Raw genomic sequence first — 14,258 nt, 5'->3', positions numbered from 1 at the left:
ATCGGCGGGGAGCAGCCGACCAGCTCGTGTTCCCGAGTGTCGACGTTCGGACCACCCCCGCGTCGGCGGGGACCAGGCTCCGACCGTGACAGCTGGGCAGCCGCAGTGCATGCCGCTGCGGCACGAAGCACCCGAAGGAGTGATTGCCGCGTGACCACCCCGTTTCCGTTCACGGCCGTCGTCGGTCAGGACGACCTGCGGCTCGCGCTGCTGCTGAACGCCGTGTCCCCGGCGGTCGGCGGTGTGCTCGTGCGCGGCGAGAAGGGCACCGCGAAGAGCACGGCTGTGCGCGCTCTCTCCGCACTGCTGCCCGAGGTGGCCGTCGTGCCCGGGTGCCGGTTCTCCTGCGACCCGGCGGCTCCCGACGGGGCATGTCCAGACGGTCCGCACGAGCCGGGATCCGGTACTCGAAGGGCCGCCCGTATGGTCGAACTGCCCGTCGGCGCCTCCGAGGACCGACTGGTCGGCGCGCTCGACATCGAGCGGGCGCTCGCCGAGGGTGTGAAGTCCTTCGAACCGGGCCTCCTGGCCGATGCCCACCGCGGGATCCTGTACGTGGACGAGGTCAACCTCCTCCACGACCACCTGGTCGACCTGCTGCTGGACGCCGCCGCGATGGGCGCGTCGTACGTGGAGCGCGAGGGCGTCTCCGTGCGGCATGCCTCGAGGTTCCTGCTCGTCGGCACGATGAACCCCGAAGAGGGCGAACTGCGGCCCCAGCTGCTGGACCGGTTCGGGCTGACCGTGGAGGTCGCGGCCTCCCGGGAGCCGGATCAGCGGGTGGAGGTCGTCAGGCGGCGCCTCGCCTACGACGACGACCCGGCCGGCTTCGCCGCGCGCTGGGCCGGCGAGGAGGCCGCCGTACGGCAACGGATCGTGGCGGCACGTCAGTTGCTGCCGCAGGTACGGCTGGGCGACGGTGCGCTGCGGCAGATCGCGGCGACCTGCGCGGCCTTCGAGGTGGACGGCATGCGGGCCGACATCGTGATGGCGCGTACGGCGACCGCGCTGGCCGCGTGGGCCGGGCGGACGGACGTGCTCGCGGAGGACGTCCGGCAGGCCGCGCTGCTCGCGCTGCCGCACCGGCGGCGGCGGAACCCGTTCGACGCGCCGGGGCTGGACGAGGACAAGCTGGACGACACGCTGGAGCAGTTCTCCGGGGACGACGGGGACGGCGACGACGACCCCGAGGGCCCCGGCGGTGGCGGCGGTGGGCAGCCCGCGCCCGACAGCGGCCCCCAGGGCGACGGCGGCACCGCCGCGCAGCCCGAGGCCGGTGAGGGCGGGCAGCCGCAGGCGTCCGGCGGGCAGGAGCAGGCGCCGGTGCGGGCCGCCGAGCCGTTCCGTGCGAAGGTGCTGAGCGTGCCCGGCATCGGTGAGGGGGCGGCGGGCCGGCGTTCCCGCGCCCGCACCGAGCACGGGCGGACCACCGGGGCCCGGCGGCCCCGGGGAGCGCTGTCCAAGCTGCACCTGGCGGCCACCGTGCAGGCCGCCGCCCCGCACCAGCGGGCGCGGGGGCGGTCGGGGCCGGGGCTGGTGATCCGGCGGGACGATCTGCGGCAGGCGACGCGGGAGGGCCGCGAGGGCAACCTGGTGCTCTTCGTCGTGGACGCCTCCGGTTCGATGGCGGCCCGGCAGCGGATGAGCGCCGTCAAGGGTGCCGTGCTGTCCCTGCTGCTGGACGCCTACCAGCGGCGGGACAAGGTGGGGCTGGTGACCTTCCGGGGCGCCTCGGCGGACGTCGCCCTGCCGCCGACCTCGTCCGTGGACGCGGCGGCGGCCCGGCTGGAGCAGCTGCCCACCGGCGGCCGGACGCCGCTCGCCGCCGGGCTGCTGAAGGCGCACGAGGTGCTGCGCGTGGAGCGGCTGCGGGATCCGGCGCGGCGGGCGCTGCTGGTCGTGGTGACCGACGGACGGGCCACCGGCGGGCCGGAGCCCGTCGCCCTGGCCGGGCGTGCGGCTCGGCTGTTCGCGACGGAGGGGGTCGCCTCCGTGGTCGTGGACTGCGAGTCGGGGCCGGTGCGGCTGGGGCTCGCCGGACAGCTCGCGGGTGAGCTGGGCGGTACGGCGGTGACGCTGGACGAGCTGCGGGCGGATTCGATCGCCGGGCTGGTCAGGGATGTTCAGGGGACTTCGAGGAGGGCCGCGTAATGCCGCAGGGACAGCCGAGTGTGGTTCCGGACGACGGTCTGACGACCCGGCAGCGGCGCAACCGCCCGCTGGTCGTCGTCCACACGGGTATCGGCAAGGGCAAGTCGACCGCCGCGTTCGGGCTCGCGCTGCGCGCCTGGAACCAGGGCTGGCCGATCGGGGTGTTCCAGTTCGTCAAGTCGGCGAAGTGGCGGGTCGGCGAGGAGAACGCGCTCCGGGTGCTCGGCGCCTCCGGCGAGGGCGGCACCGTCGACTGGCACAAGATGGGCGAGGGCTGGTCCTGGGTCCAGCGGGACGCGCAGATGGACAACGAGGAGAAGGCCCGGGAGGGCTGGGAGCAGGTCAAGCGGGACCTGGCGGCCGAGACGTACCGGCTGTACGTGCTGGACGAGTTCGCGTACCCGATGCACTGGGGATGGGTGGACACCGACGAGGTCGTCGAGGTGCTGCGCAACCGGCCCGGCACCCAGCACGTGGTGATCACCGGCCGTAACGCGCCCGGGAAGCTGGTGGACTTCGCCGACCTCGTCACCGACATGTCCAAGGTCAAGCACCCCATGGACGTGGGGCAGAAGGGCCAGAAGGGCATCGAGTGGTGATGTCGTCGGTGCCTCGGCTGGTCATCGCCGCGCCCTCCTCGGGCAGCGGCAAGACCACCGTTGCCACGGGGCTGATGGCCGCGTTCGCCGCGCGGGGGCTCGCCGTGTCCCCGCACAAGGTCGGGCCGGACTACATCGACCCGGGGTACCACGCGCTCGCGACCGGGCGGGTGGGGCGCAACCTCGACGCGTACCTGTGCGGGCCGGAGCTGGTCGCTCCGCTGTTCCTGCACGGTGCGCGAGGGTGTGACCTCGCCGTCGTCGAGGGCGTGATGGGGCTGTACGACGGGGCGGCGGGCGAGGGGGAGCTGGCCTCCACCGCGCATGTCGCCAAGCTGCTGGCGGCGCCGGTGGTGCTGGTCGTGGACGCGTCGTCGCAGTCGCGGTCCGTGGCGGCGCTGGTGCACGGGTTCGCGTCCTGGGATCCGCAGGTGCGCATCGGCGGGGTGATCCTCAACAAGGTGGGATCCGACCGGCACGAGCAGCTGCTCCGGGAGGCGCTGGACTCCTCCGGGGTGCCTGTGCTGGGTGTGCTGCGGCGGGTCTCCCAGGTGGACACGCCGTCCCGGCATCTGGGGCTGGTGCCGGTCGCCGAGCGGCGGAGCGACGCCGTGGACGCGGTGGCGGCGATGGCCGCCCAGGTGGAGCGAGGATGCGATCTCGAAGCGTTGCTGGCACTGGCACGCAGTGCGGGAGCGTTGTCGTCCCGTCCCTGGGCGCCTGCTGTCACCACGACACCGAAGCGTGAGGTGGTGGCGGTGGCCGGTGGTCCCGCCTTCACCTTCTCCTATGCCGAGCACACCGAGCTGCTCACCGCCGCCGGGGCCGAGGTCGTCACCTTCGATCCGCTGCGGGACGAGCGACTGCCCGAGGGCACTGCCGGGTTGGTCGTGGGCGGCGGGTTCCCCGAGGTGTACGCCGCCGAGCTGTCCGCCAACGAGCCGCTCCGCAGGGCCGTCGCCGAACTGGCACGGAGCGGTGCGCCCGTGGCCGCCGAGTGTGCCGGGCTGCTCTATCTGTGCCGGGAGCTGGACGGGCAGCCCATGTGCGGGGTGCTGGACGCCACCGCGCGGATGAGTGAACGACTGACCCTCGGCTACCGGGACGCCGTGGCCGTCGGCGACAGCGTGCTGGCGGTCGCCGGGACGCGGATGCGCGGGCACGAGTTCCACCGCACCGTCGTCGAGCCCGGGGCCGGTGCGGCTCCCGCCTGGGGCCTGCTGGCCCCGGTGCGGCGGGTCGAAGGTTTTGTACAGCAGGGCGTGCACGCGAGTTATCTGCACACGCACTGGGCGGCCGAGCCCGGTGTGGCCCGTCGGTTCGTGGAGAGGTGCCGGACGTCATGAGCAACAGGCTGGTCGGGGTCGGGGTCGGTCCCGGTGATCCGGAGCTGGTGACCGTCAAGGGGGTCAACGCGCTGCGCGCGGCCGACGTCGTCGTCGTACCGGTGATGGACAGCGGTGAACGGGGCCGGGCCGAGGCGACCGTGTTGCACTACGTGCCCGGGGACAGGGTCGTCCGGGTGGTGTTCGCGCTGAACGAGCGGACCGACCGGGCGCGTCGGGAGGCTGCCTGGGACGCGGCGGGCGAGCGGGTCGCGGAGCTGCTGCGGCAGCACGGGTCCGTCGCCTTCGCGACCATCGGCGATCCGAACGTGTACTCGACGTTCACGTATCTCGCGCAGACCATCGTGGAGCTGGTGCCAGGCGTCGTGGTGGAGACCGTGCCGGGCATCACCGCCATGCAGGATCTCGCGGCGCGCTCCGGTGCCGTGCTCACCGAGGGCACCGAGCCGCTGACGCTGGTACCGGTGACGGCGGGCTCCGGTGCGCTCAAGGAGGCGCTGGCCGGGCCGGGCACGGTCGTGGCGTACAAGTTCGGGCGGCAGGCCGCCGAGGTCGCCGAGGCGCTGCGGGAGACCGGGCGGATCGGGGACGCGGTGTGGGGGTCGGCGCTGGGGCTGGAGGAGGAGTCCATCCGGCCCGCCTGCGACCTCGACGGCGGCCCGCTGCCGTACCTCTCCACGCTGATCGCGCCGCCGCGGCGCGACGGCGGGCGGGGCGGGAAGCTGTGACCCACGTCCGGGACCGGGTCGTGACCCATGTCCGGGGACGGTCAGCCGGTGATGCCGACCACCAGCCAGATGAACGCCGCCCCGGCCACCGTGCACAGCAGGGTGGAGCGGGCGGGGTGCTCGTGGTGCGCCTCGGGGAGGATCTCGGCGGCGGCGAGGTAGAGCAGTACGCCGCCGAAGAGGCCGAGATAGCCGCCGAGCACCGGTTCGGGCAGATGGAAGAAGGCGGTCGACAGCGCGCCCGCGAGGGGTGCGCAGGCATCGGCCACGAGCATGCCGATCGCCCGGCGGCGCGCGTTGCCGTACAGGCTGGTGATGGTGAAGGTGTTGAAGCCGTCGGCGAAGTCGTGCGCGATCACGGCCAGCGCGACGGCCAGGCCCATGTCGCTGCCCACCTGGAAGGCCGCGCCGATCGCCACGCCGTCCATGGCGCTGTGGCCCACCATCGCGCCGGCCGCCGTCAGTCCCACCTCGGGCGCCCGGTGGTGGTGCTCGTCGCCGCCGTGCGCGGCCTGGCGGGCGGCGAGCAGACGTTCCACCAGATGGGCCAGCAGGAAGCCGGCGACGAAGAGCAGCAGGGCCACCGGTACGCCGAAGACCACGTGGTTCGCCGCGTGCAGCGCCTCCGGCAGCAGGTCCAGGCCGACCACGCCCAGCATGAGGCCGCCGGCCAGCCCCAGGACGAGATGGCGACGGTCGGTCACACGCTGTGCCGTCCAGCCGCCGGCCAGCGTCATCAGGAACGCGCCGAGCGCGACGAAGACCGCCATAGGCCCTTGCTATCCGATGGAGGCGGCTGTGCGCACATCGGACGCCGTCGCCGTCCGCCCAGACCCTGACGTTCCGCCTGTTCCCCCTGTTCCGCCGATCTCCTGTTCCCCAGTCGAGTCACATTCGACGCCCCGCACGAGAGGACCACTTCCCATGGCCGATGCCCCCACCGGCAAGGTGACGTTCGTCGGCGCCGGCCCCGGCGCCGCGGACCTGCTGACGTTCCGCGCCGCGCGCGCGATCACGGAGGCGGACGTGGTGATCTGGGCGGCCAGCCTGGTCCAGGCGGAGGTCCTCGAACACGCCCGCGAGGACGCGGAGATCCTGGACTCGGCGGCCATGTCCCTGGAGGACGTCGTCGCCGTCTACCGGCGCGCCCACGCCGAGGGCCTGAAGGTCGCCCGCATCCACTCCGGCGACCCGGCGCTGTGGGGCGGCACGCAGGAGCAGCTCGACCGGTGCGCGGAGATCGGGATCGCCACCGAGGTCGTACCGGGCGTGTCGTCCTTCTCGGCGGTCGCCGCGCTCGCCCGGCGTGAGCTGACCATTCCCGAGGTCGCGCAGTCCGTGGTGCTGACCCGGCTGGGCGGCGGCAAGACGCCGATGCCGCCGGGCGAGGAAGTACGCGAGTTCGCCCGGCACGGCACCACCATGGCGATCTTCCTGTCGGCGGCGCGCAGCGGCCAGCTGGTGCGGGAGCTGCTGGAGGGCGGCTACCCGGAGACCACTGCGGTGGTCGTCGCCTACCAGGCGACCTGGCCGGAGGAGCTGATCGTGAAGTGCACGATCGGCACGCTGGAGGAGACGGTCAAGGAGCACAAGCTCTGGAAGCACACGCTGTTCCTGGTCGGCCCGGCCCTGGACGCCCACGGGACACGATCGCACCTGTACCACCCGGGTCACTTCCACGGCTTCCGCAAGGCGGACCCCGAGGCGCGCAGGGCGCTGCGCGAGCGGGGCGCGAGCACATGATCACCGTGGTGGGTACGGGCACGGGCGGGCCGGTGCCGCAGGACGTGCTCGCCGGCGCCGCGCTGGTCGTCGGCGGGCGGCGGCACCTGGAGGCGGCGGGGCTGCCGGAGGGCGTGGAGCGGGTCGTGCTCGGACCGCTGGCGCCCGCGCTGGACGTGGTCGCGGAGTACATGGGCAAGGACCTGCCCGTGGTGGTGCTCGCCTCGGGCGACCCCGGGTTCTTCGGGATCGTGCGGGTGCTGGCCGAGCGGTTCGGGGCCGGACGGCTGGACGTGCGGCCCGGGGTGTCCTCGGTGGCGACGGCGTTCGCCCGGCTCGGGCTGCCCTGGGACGACGCGACCGTGGTCAGTGCGCACGGCCGGGACCTGCGCACGGCCGTCAACGTCTGCCGGGCGCGGCCCAAGGTCGCCGTGCTGACCGGGCCCGGGTCCGGGCCCGCCGAACTGGGTGCCGCGCTCGCCGGCCACGACCGGGTCCTCGTCGTGGCGAGCGCGCTCGGCGATCCGGAGCGCGAGCGCGTGGAGCGCGTGACGCCCGCCGAGGCCGCGGCCCGGGACTGGGGTACGGCGGTCAGCGTCGTACTGTGCCTGGACGAGGACCGGGCGCTCGGTGCCGTGCGCACGGTCGCGGGCCTGCCGGCGCACCCCGGGCGATGGGCGCTGGACGAGAGCGGGTTCGCCCACCGGGACTCGATGATCACCAAGTTCGAGGTGCGGGCCCTCGCCCTGGCCCGGCTCGGGCCGCGCCCGGGCGACCTGGTGTGGGACGTCGGCGCGGGCTCGGGCTCGGTGGCCGTGGAGTGCGCGCGGCTCGGCGCGGCCGTCGTCGCCGTCGAGAAGGCCCCGGACGGCGTCGAGCGGATCCGGGCGAACGCGCGCGCCCACGGCGTGGACGTGCGGGTGCTGCACGGTGCCGCGCCGAAGGCGCTGGCCGGGCTGTCCGGTCCGCACGACGACCCCGACGCCGTGTTCGTCGGCGGCGGGGGGCGCGAGCTGCCCGCCATCGTCGCCGCGTGCGCGCGGCGGGCGCGGCGGAGCGTGGTCGTGGCGATGGCCGCGCTCGACCGGGTGCCGGCGGCGCGCGAGGCGCTGACCGGTGCCGGTTTCCGCTGCGACGGAGTGCTGCTCCAGTCGTCGCGGCTGGCGCCGCTGCCGGGGGATGTCACCCGGCTCGCGGCGACCAATCCCGTGTTCCTGCTGTGGGGCGTCAGACCCACGGCGTCGAGTGAAGGAGTTTCCGAGTGATCGGCCTCATTTCCGCCACCGCGGCGGGGGCGGCGGCGCGCGACCGGCTGGCCGCGGCGTGGCCGGAGCGTACGCGGGTGTACGACGGGCCCGTCGGCGAAGCCGTGCGGGCCGCGTTCGCGGAGTGCGAGCAGCTGGTGTGCTTCCTCGCCACGGGCGCGGTGGTCCGGCTGCTCGCCCCGCTGCTCGGTGACAAGGCCGCCGACCCCGGTGTGGTGTGCGTGGACGAGGGCGGCCGGTTCGCGGTGTCGCTGATCGGCGGGCACGGCGGCGGCGCCAACGAACTCGCCCGCGAGGTGGGTGCGGTGCTGGGCGCCGGGCCCGTGGTGACGACGGCGACGGACGCCGTCGGGCTGCCCGGTCTGGACACGCTCGGTCTCCCCTTCGAAGGCTCGGTCGCGGCGGTCTCGCGGGCCCTGCTGGACGGCGAACCGGTCGCCCTGGAGGTGGAGACGGCGTGGCCGCTGCCGCCGCTGCCGACGTCCGCGCAGGGGTCGTACACGATCCGGCTGACCGACCGGGACGTCGCGCCGGGCGAGCGCGAGGTGCTGCTGCGCCCGCCGTCCCTGGTGGTCGGCGTCGGCGCCTCCAGGGGCGCGCCGGTGGACGAGGTGCTGGGGCTGGTCGGGGACGCGCTGCGCGAGGCGGGCCTGTCGCCGAAGTCCGTGGCCGAACTCGCCACCGTGGACGCCAAGGCGCAGGAGCCGGGCATCGTGGCCGCCGCAGAGCGGCTGGGGGTGCCCCTGGTGACGTACTCCGCCGAGGAGCTGGCGGCCGTGTCGGTGCCGAACCCCTCGCACGCGCCGCTCGCGGCGGTCGGGACCCCGTCGGTGGCCGAGGCCGCCGCTCTGGTGGGCGGTGGTGAACTCCTCGTTCCCAAGCGGAAGTCGGAGCGTGCGGACGGGCAGCCCGCGATGGCGACCTGTGCGGTCGTCCGGCGGCCGGGGCGCGGACGGCTCGCGGTGGTCGGCCTCGGGCCGGGTGCCCGGGATCTGCTCACCCCGCGTGCGGCGGCCGAGCTGCGGCGGGCCTCCGTGCTGGTGGGGCTCGACCAGTACGTCGACCAGATCCGCGATCTGCTGCGGCCGGGCACCCGGGTGCTGGAGTCGGGTCTGGGCGCGGAGGAGGAGCGGGCCCGTACGGCGGTCGCCGAGGCCCGCAAGGGGCACGCGGTGGCGCTGATCGGCAGTGGGGACGCGGGCGTGTACGCCATGGCCTCCCCCGCGCTCGCCGAGGCCTCCGACGACATCGATGTGGTCGGGGTGCCCGGGGTCACGGCCGCGCTGGCCGCCGGGGCGATCCTGGGTGCGCCGCTGGGCCACGACCATGTGTCCATCAGCCTGTCCGATCTGCACACGCCGTGGGAGGTCATCGAGCGGCGGGTGCGCGCGGCGGCCGAGGCGGACCTCGTCGTGACGTTCTACAACCCGCGCTCCCGGGGCCGCGACTGGCAGCTGCCCAAGGCGCTCGGCATCCTCGCCGGGCACCGGGAGCCGACGACGCCCGTGGGTGTCGTCCGCAACGCCTCACGGCCGGACGAGTCGAGCCGGGTGACCACGCTCGGCACGCTGGATCCGGCGTCGGTCGACATGATGACGGTCGTCACCGTGGGCAACACGGCGACCCGGAACATCGCGGGCCGCATGGTGACCCCGCGCGGCTACCGCTGGCAGGAGAGCACGCAGGTGAGCACGGAGGAGGGCGCCCAGTGAGCAGTGTGACCCGTGTGGTCCATCCCATCGAGGAGGAGTCCTTCCGGCGGCTGCGCGCCCGCCTGGACACCTCGCATCTGCCGCCGCTGACCCGGGCGGTGACGGAGCGGGTCATCCACTCCGCCGCCGACCTGGAGTACGCCTCCGATCTCGTCATGGACGAGGGTGATCTGGTGAAGGCGCACGCCGCGCTGCACGCCGGGGCGCCCGTCGTCGTGGACGTCGAGATGGTGGCCGCCGGGATCACCCGGCGCGAGACGGTCTGCCGTCTGGCGGACGCCAGGTCCGGTCCGGGGCTGACCCGTTCGGCCCATGCCGTCCGGCTCGCCTACGAGCAGGTCGGGCCGGGCGCCCTGTGGGTGATCGGCTGTGCGCCGACCGCCCTGGAGGAGCTGCTCGTCCTGGACGCCTCCCCGGCGCTCGTGATCGGCCTGCCCGTCGGCTTCGTCGGTGCCACCGAGTCCAAGGCCGCGTTGCGGACGAGCGGGCTGCCCGCCGTGAGCAACGTGTCCGAGAAGGGCGGCTCGGCGGTCGCCGCCGCCGCGCTCAACGCCCTGCTGTACCACCCCGTTTCACCGTTCGAGGAGACATCGTGACCACCCCGCCGCCCGCCCTGCTCATCGCCGGCCACGGCACCCGGGACGAGGCAGGAGCCGAGGCCTTCCGCGACTTCGTCCGGGAGCTGGGCCGCCGCCACCCCGAACTGCCGGTCGCGGGCGGCTTCATCGAGCTGTCCCCGCCGCCGCTGGGCGAGGCCGTCACCGAGCTGGTCGAGCGGGGCGTACGGCGGTTCGCCGCGGTGCCGCTGATGCTGGTGTCCGCCGGGCACGCCAAGGGGGACATCCCCGCCGCGCTGGCCCGCGAGAAGGAACGGCACCCGGGCATCTCGTACAGCTACGGCCGCCCGCTCGGCCCGCATCCGGCGCTGCTGAGTGTGCTGGAGCGGCGGCTGGACGAGGCGCTCGGCGGCGGTCCCCGGACGCCCGCGGACCGGGCCGATGTCACGGTGCTGCTCGTCGGGCGGGGCTCCACCGACCCGGACGCCAACGCCGAGGTGTACAAGGCGGCGCGGCTGCTGTGGGAGGGCCGCGGGTACGCCGGCGTGGAGACGGCGTTCGTGTCTCTGGCGGCGCCGGACGTACCGAGCGGCCTGGACCGGTGCGCGAAGCTGGGTGCCAAGCGGATCGTCGTCCTGCCGTACTTCCTGTTCACCGGCATTCTGCCGGACCGGGTGCGGCAGCAGACGGAAGACTGGGCGGCGGCCCGTCCGGAGGTCGAGGTGCGCTCGGCGGACGTCATCGGGCCCGAGCCGGAGCTGCTGGACCTGGTGATGGAGCGGTACGAGGAGGCCGTCAAGGGCGATCTGCGCATGAACTGCGACTCGTGCGTCTACCGGATCGCGCTGCCGGGCTTCGCGGACAAGGTGGGGCTGCCGCAGCAGCCGCACTTCCACCCGGACGACGACGGCCACCACCACCATCACCACCACGGTGGGCACTCCCATGCCCACTGAGCACGATCTGCGGCACCACGGGGACGTGGAGGTCCGCGACGGCGGGGCGGCGCTGGTCGACCTCGCCGTCAACGTCCGCGCGGACACGCCCCCGCGGTGGCTGCGGGAGGAGATCAGCACCTCGCTGTCGTCCCTCGCGGCCTACCCGGACGGGCGGGCCGCGCGGGCGGCGGTGGCGGCGCGGCACGGGCTGCCGGTGGAGCGAGTGCTGCTGACGGCGGGCGCGGCGGAGGCGTTCGTCCTGCTCGCCCGCGCCCTGAAGGTGCGTCAGCCGGTTGTGGTGCACCCGCAGTTCACCGAGCCGGAGGCGGCGTTGCGGGACGCGGGGCACACCGTGCAGCGGGTGCTGCTGCGGGAGGAGGACGGCTTCCGGCTGGATCCGGCGGCCGTTCCGAAGGACGCCGATCTGGTGGTGATCGGCAACCCGACGAACCCGACCTCGGTGCTGCATCCGGCCGGGGTGATCGCCGCACTCGCCCGTCCGGGGCGGACGCTGGTGGTCGACGAGGCGTTCATGGACGCGGTGCCGGGCGAGCGGGAGGCGCTGGCCGGGCGGACGGACGTGCCCGGCCTGGTCGTGCTGCGCAGCCTGACCAAGACCTGGGGTCTGGCCGGGCTGCGCATCGGCTACGTCCTGGCCGCACCGGACACCATCGTCGGACTGGAGCGGGCCCAGCCGTTGTGGCCGGTGTCCACGCCGGCGCTGGCCGCGGCGGAGGCGTGCGTGGCGCCGCGGGCGCTCGCGGAGGCGGCGCACGCGGCGCACCGGATCGCCTCGGACCGGGGTCACCTGGTGGCGGGGCTGTCCGCGTTCGCCGACCGGGGTGTGCGGGTGGCCGGTCCGGCGGAGGGGCCGTTCGTCCTCGTCCGTATGCCCGGGGCCGCCGGGGTACGGCACCGGCTGCGCGAGCTGGGCTATGCGGTCCGGCGGGGGGACACGTTCCCCGGGCTGGACGAGGACTGGGTGCGCGTGGCCGTACGCGACAGGGCCACGGTGAACGGATTCCTGGCGGAGCTGGAGCGGGCACTGGGCTGACCCCGCCGGGAGTTCCGGGGGCTCTGTCAGCCCTTCCTGCGGCGGGCCAGTGCCGTCACTCCCCCGCCCACCAGCAGCAGTGCCACCGCGCCGCCGGCGATGTACGGGGTCGCCGGGCTGCCGCCCGTCTCCGCCAGGTCCGCCTGGGCGGGAGCACCCTGGGGGCGGACGTCGGCCGCCGGGTCGTGGCTCGGCACGGGGTGCCCGGTGGGCGGGGCCGCCGGTGTCTCGCAGGTCGCCCTGGCCAGGGTGACCGTGCCCTCCACGTCGGCGACGTTCAGCTTCAACGGGTTGACGGAGACCTTGAGTTCGAGGGCGGTGGCCGCTGCCGTGAAGGTCGCGGTGCGGCGCTGGGCGAGGTCGAGGCGGACCTCGCCGACGCCGGGCACCTTCACCTCGGTCGGGCCGCCGGCGGTCAGTGTGATGCGCTTGCCGAGGACCGTGACGGCGCCGAGGACGTCGGCGGAGGCGACGGGCCGCTTGCCGACCTCGCAGGTCGCGCGGGCGGTGACCGCGTCGGCCTCGATCAGGGACAGCAGGGGCAGGCCGGGCACGTGCAGCCTGGCGTGGAGGAGCCGGACCGAGCCCTCGGCGCGCCGGTCCGTGACCGTGGCCCTGGCGCTGGCGACGTCCGCGCCGAGCACGGTGAAGGGTTTGCCGCCGTCGACGCCGTCGAGGCGGGCGGACAGGGCCGTCCGGTTCGCGCTCTGCGGTGCCCGGACCTCGTTGAGGGAGACCGCGAGCGGGACGTCCACGGTCTTGTTGAGCAGGGACACGTCGAGACCGGTGCGCAGGACGACGGCGGAGGCGCGACCGTGGTCGGTGGTCGCGTGTGCGGCGCCCGCGCCCAGGACCGCGGGACCGGCGGCCAGGGCGGTGACCGTCGCGACGGTGGCGAGACGGCGCGCGGGCATGCGGAAGTTGTCGGTGTTCAAGGTGGTGGGACCCCCAGACGGAACGTGCTTGGGACCCGTCAACCATGTACGCACTGTGGGTGAACGGTCAGCGATCCTGGGTTACTTCACTCGAACGTGGACATTCCGCACGCCTCTTCGAATCGCCGGGTACTGGTGTTCCCCTACTCGACCACGACCCCGTTGAGCACGACCCGGCGCGGAGCCGCCAGCACCCGTACGTCCTGCCGCGGATCGCCCTCGTAGACCACGAGGTCGGCCGGTGCGCCCTCCTCCAGGCCGGGGCGGCCCAGCCAGGCGCGGGCGCCCCAGCTCGTCGCGGACACCGCGTCGACGGACGGTATGCCCGCGGCGACCAGTTCGGCGACCTCGGCCGCGACCAGGCCGTGCGCCAGCGAGCCGCCCGCGTCCGTGCCGACGTACACCGGGATCCCGGCGTCGTAGGCACCGCGCACGGTGTCGTAACGCCGCTCGTGCAGCCGCCGCATGTGCGCCGACCAGCGCGGGTAGCGGTTCTCGCCGCCGGCCGCGAGCGTCGGGAAGGTGGCGATGTTGACGAGCGTCGGGACGATCGCGACCCCGCGCTCGGCGAAGAGCGGGATCAGGTCCTCGGTGAGGCCGGTCGCGTGCTCGATGCAGTCGATGCCCGCCTCGACCAGGTCGCGCAGGGAGTCCGTCGCGAAACAGTGTGCGGTGACGCGGGCGCCGAGCCGGTGGGCCTCGGCGATGGCGGCCTTGGCCGCCTCGTGGGGCCAGCAGGCGGCGAGGTCGCCGAGGTCGCGGTCGATCCAGTCGCCGACCAGCTTGACCCAGCCGTCGCCGCGCCGGGCCTCCTGGGCGACGTACGCGACGAGTTCGTCCGGCTCGACCTCCCACGCGTAGTTGCGGATGTAGCGGCGGGTGCGGGCGATGTGCCGGCCGGCCCGGATGATCTTCGGGAGGTCGTCGCGGTCGTCGATCCAGCGGGTGTCGGAGGGCGAGCCCGCGTCCCGGATGAGCAGGGTGCCGGTCTCCCGGTCGGTCAGCGCCTGCTTCTCGGCGGCCTCCGCGTCGACCGGTCCCTCCGCTCCCAGGCCCACGTGGCAGTGCGCGTCCACCAGGCCGGGCAGCGCCCAGCCCTCGACGGTCGTGATGTCGCGGGCGCCGGCGGGACGGTCGTAGCAGACGCGTCCCCCCACCACCCACAGCTCGTCACGGACGTCTTCGGGTCCCACCAGGACCCGGCCCTTCACGTGCAGCACCGCGCGTTCGCTCATGTACGGCACCTTAGTG

Annotated in this window: 13 protein-coding genes; 10 read left to right on the top strand and 3 right to left on the bottom strand. The window is 74.5% G+C overall.

Annotation, left to right across the window (positions count from 1 at the left end):
* Positions 1 to 150: 150 nt before the first annotated feature.
* The 4 genes from K7G59_RS20935 to cobI are packed head-to-tail and all read left to right on the top strand — an operon-like array spanning position 151 to position 4,824.
* The gene (locus K7G59_RS20935; protein ID WP_225836406.1) at positions 151 to 2,151 is read left to right on the top strand and encodes a putative cobaltochelatase; all 2,001 of its coding nucleotides are present in this window, start codon (positions 151 to 153) and stop codon (positions 2,149 to 2,151) included.
* Complete coding sequence (gene cobO / locus K7G59_RS20930; protein WP_225836403.1) at positions 2,151 to 2,750, top strand: cob(I)yrinic acid a,c-diamide adenosyltransferase; 600 nt, start codon at positions 2,151 to 2,153, stop codon at positions 2,748 to 2,750. Before K7G59_RS20935 ends, cobO begins: the two co-directional genes overlap by 1 nt.
* Positions 2,750 to 4,096 carry a cobyrinate a,c-diamide synthase gene (locus K7G59_RS20925; RefSeq protein ID WP_225836401.1) on the top strand — a complete coding sequence of 449 codons (1,347 nt, stop codon included), beginning with the start codon at positions 2,750 to 2,752 and terminating at the stop codon, positions 4,094 to 4,096. The genes cobO and K7G59_RS20925 overlap by 1 nt, the downstream gene beginning before the upstream one ends.
* Positions 4,093 to 4,824 (top strand): precorrin-2 C(20)-methyltransferase, encoded by a 732-nt coding sequence (cobI, locus tag K7G59_RS20920; protein WP_225836399.1) that lies wholly within the window; start codon positions 4,093 to 4,095, stop codon positions 4,822 to 4,824. Before K7G59_RS20925 ends, cobI begins: the two co-directional genes overlap by 4 nt.
* A 41-nt stretch (positions 4,825 to 4,865) precedes the next feature.
* On the opposite strand, the gene K7G59_RS20915 is transcribed toward cobI, so the two are convergent.
* Complete coding sequence (locus tag K7G59_RS20915) at positions 4,866 to 5,594, bottom strand: ZIP family metal transporter (RefSeq protein ID WP_225836397.1); 729 nt, start codon at positions 5,592 to 5,594, stop codon at positions 4,866 to 4,868.
* Between the two features lie 154 nt (positions 5,595 to 5,748).
* Between K7G59_RS20915 and cobM the strand changes: the two genes are divergently transcribed.
* The 6 genes from cobM to cobC are packed head-to-tail and all read left to right on the top strand — an operon-like array spanning position 5,749 to position 12,072.
* The gene (cobM, locus tag K7G59_RS20910; protein ID WP_225836396.1) at positions 5,749 to 6,567 is read left to right on the top strand and encodes a precorrin-4 C(11)-methyltransferase; all 819 of its coding nucleotides are present in this window, start codon (positions 5,749 to 5,751) and stop codon (positions 6,565 to 6,567) included.
* On the top strand, positions 6,564 to 7,811 hold the full coding sequence (gene cbiE, locus K7G59_RS20905; protein ID WP_225836394.1) for a precorrin-6y C5,15-methyltransferase (decarboxylating) subunit CbiE: 1,248 nt from the start codon (positions 6,564 to 6,566) through the stop codon (positions 7,809 to 7,811). Before cobM ends, cbiE begins: the two co-directional genes overlap by 4 nt.
* Positions 7,808 to 9,523 carry a precorrin-3B C(17)-methyltransferase gene (gene cobJ / locus K7G59_RS20900; RefSeq protein ID WP_225836392.1) on the top strand — a complete coding sequence of 572 codons (1,716 nt, stop codon included), beginning with the start codon at positions 7,808 to 7,810 and terminating at the stop codon, positions 9,521 to 9,523. The genes cbiE and cobJ overlap by 4 nt, the downstream gene beginning before the upstream one ends.
* Positions 9,524 to 9,528: 5 nt before the next feature.
* On the top strand, positions 9,529 to 10,119 hold the full coding sequence (locus K7G59_RS20895; RefSeq protein WP_225836546.1) for a precorrin-8X methylmutase: 591 nt from the start codon (positions 9,529 to 9,531) through the stop codon (positions 10,117 to 10,119).
* Positions 10,116 to 11,036 carry a sirohydrochlorin chelatase gene (locus tag K7G59_RS20890; RefSeq protein WP_225836390.1) on the top strand — a complete coding sequence of 307 codons (921 nt, stop codon included), beginning with the start codon at positions 10,116 to 10,118 and terminating at the stop codon, positions 11,034 to 11,036. Before K7G59_RS20895 ends, K7G59_RS20890 begins: the two co-directional genes overlap by 4 nt.
* Positions 11,026 to 12,072 (top strand): Rv2231c family pyridoxal phosphate-dependent protein CobC, encoded by a 1,047-nt coding sequence (cobC, locus tag K7G59_RS20885; RefSeq protein ID WP_263976564.1) that lies wholly within the window; start codon positions 11,026 to 11,028, stop codon positions 12,070 to 12,072. The genes K7G59_RS20890 and cobC overlap by 11 nt, the downstream gene beginning before the upstream one ends.
* Before the next feature lie 26 nt (positions 12,073 to 12,098).
* Here the strand turns inward: cobC and K7G59_RS20880 are convergent, their stop codons facing one another.
* Positions 12,099 to 13,007: an SCO1860 family LAETG-anchored protein gene (locus K7G59_RS20880; protein WP_225836389.1), complete on the bottom strand. Its 909-nt coding sequence runs from the start codon at positions 13,005 to 13,007 to the stop codon at positions 12,099 to 12,101.
* 143 nt (positions 13,008 to 13,150) lie between these two features.
* Positions 13,151 to 14,242, bottom strand: a complete 1,092-nt coding sequence (locus tag K7G59_RS20875) for an amidohydrolase family protein (RefSeq protein WP_225836388.1) — start codon at positions 14,240 to 14,242, stop codon at positions 13,151 to 13,153.
* Positions 14,243 to 14,258 lie beyond the last annotated feature (16 nt).

The sequence above is a fragment of the Streptomyces sp. NK08204 genome, from assembly GCF_020400585.1.
Classification (GTDB): domain Bacteria; phylum Actinomycetota; class Actinomycetes; order Streptomycetales; family Streptomycetaceae; genus Streptomyces.
The sequence above is the reverse complement of the archived record's forward strand: the minus strand, read 5'-3'. Positions and strand labels throughout refer to the sequence as shown.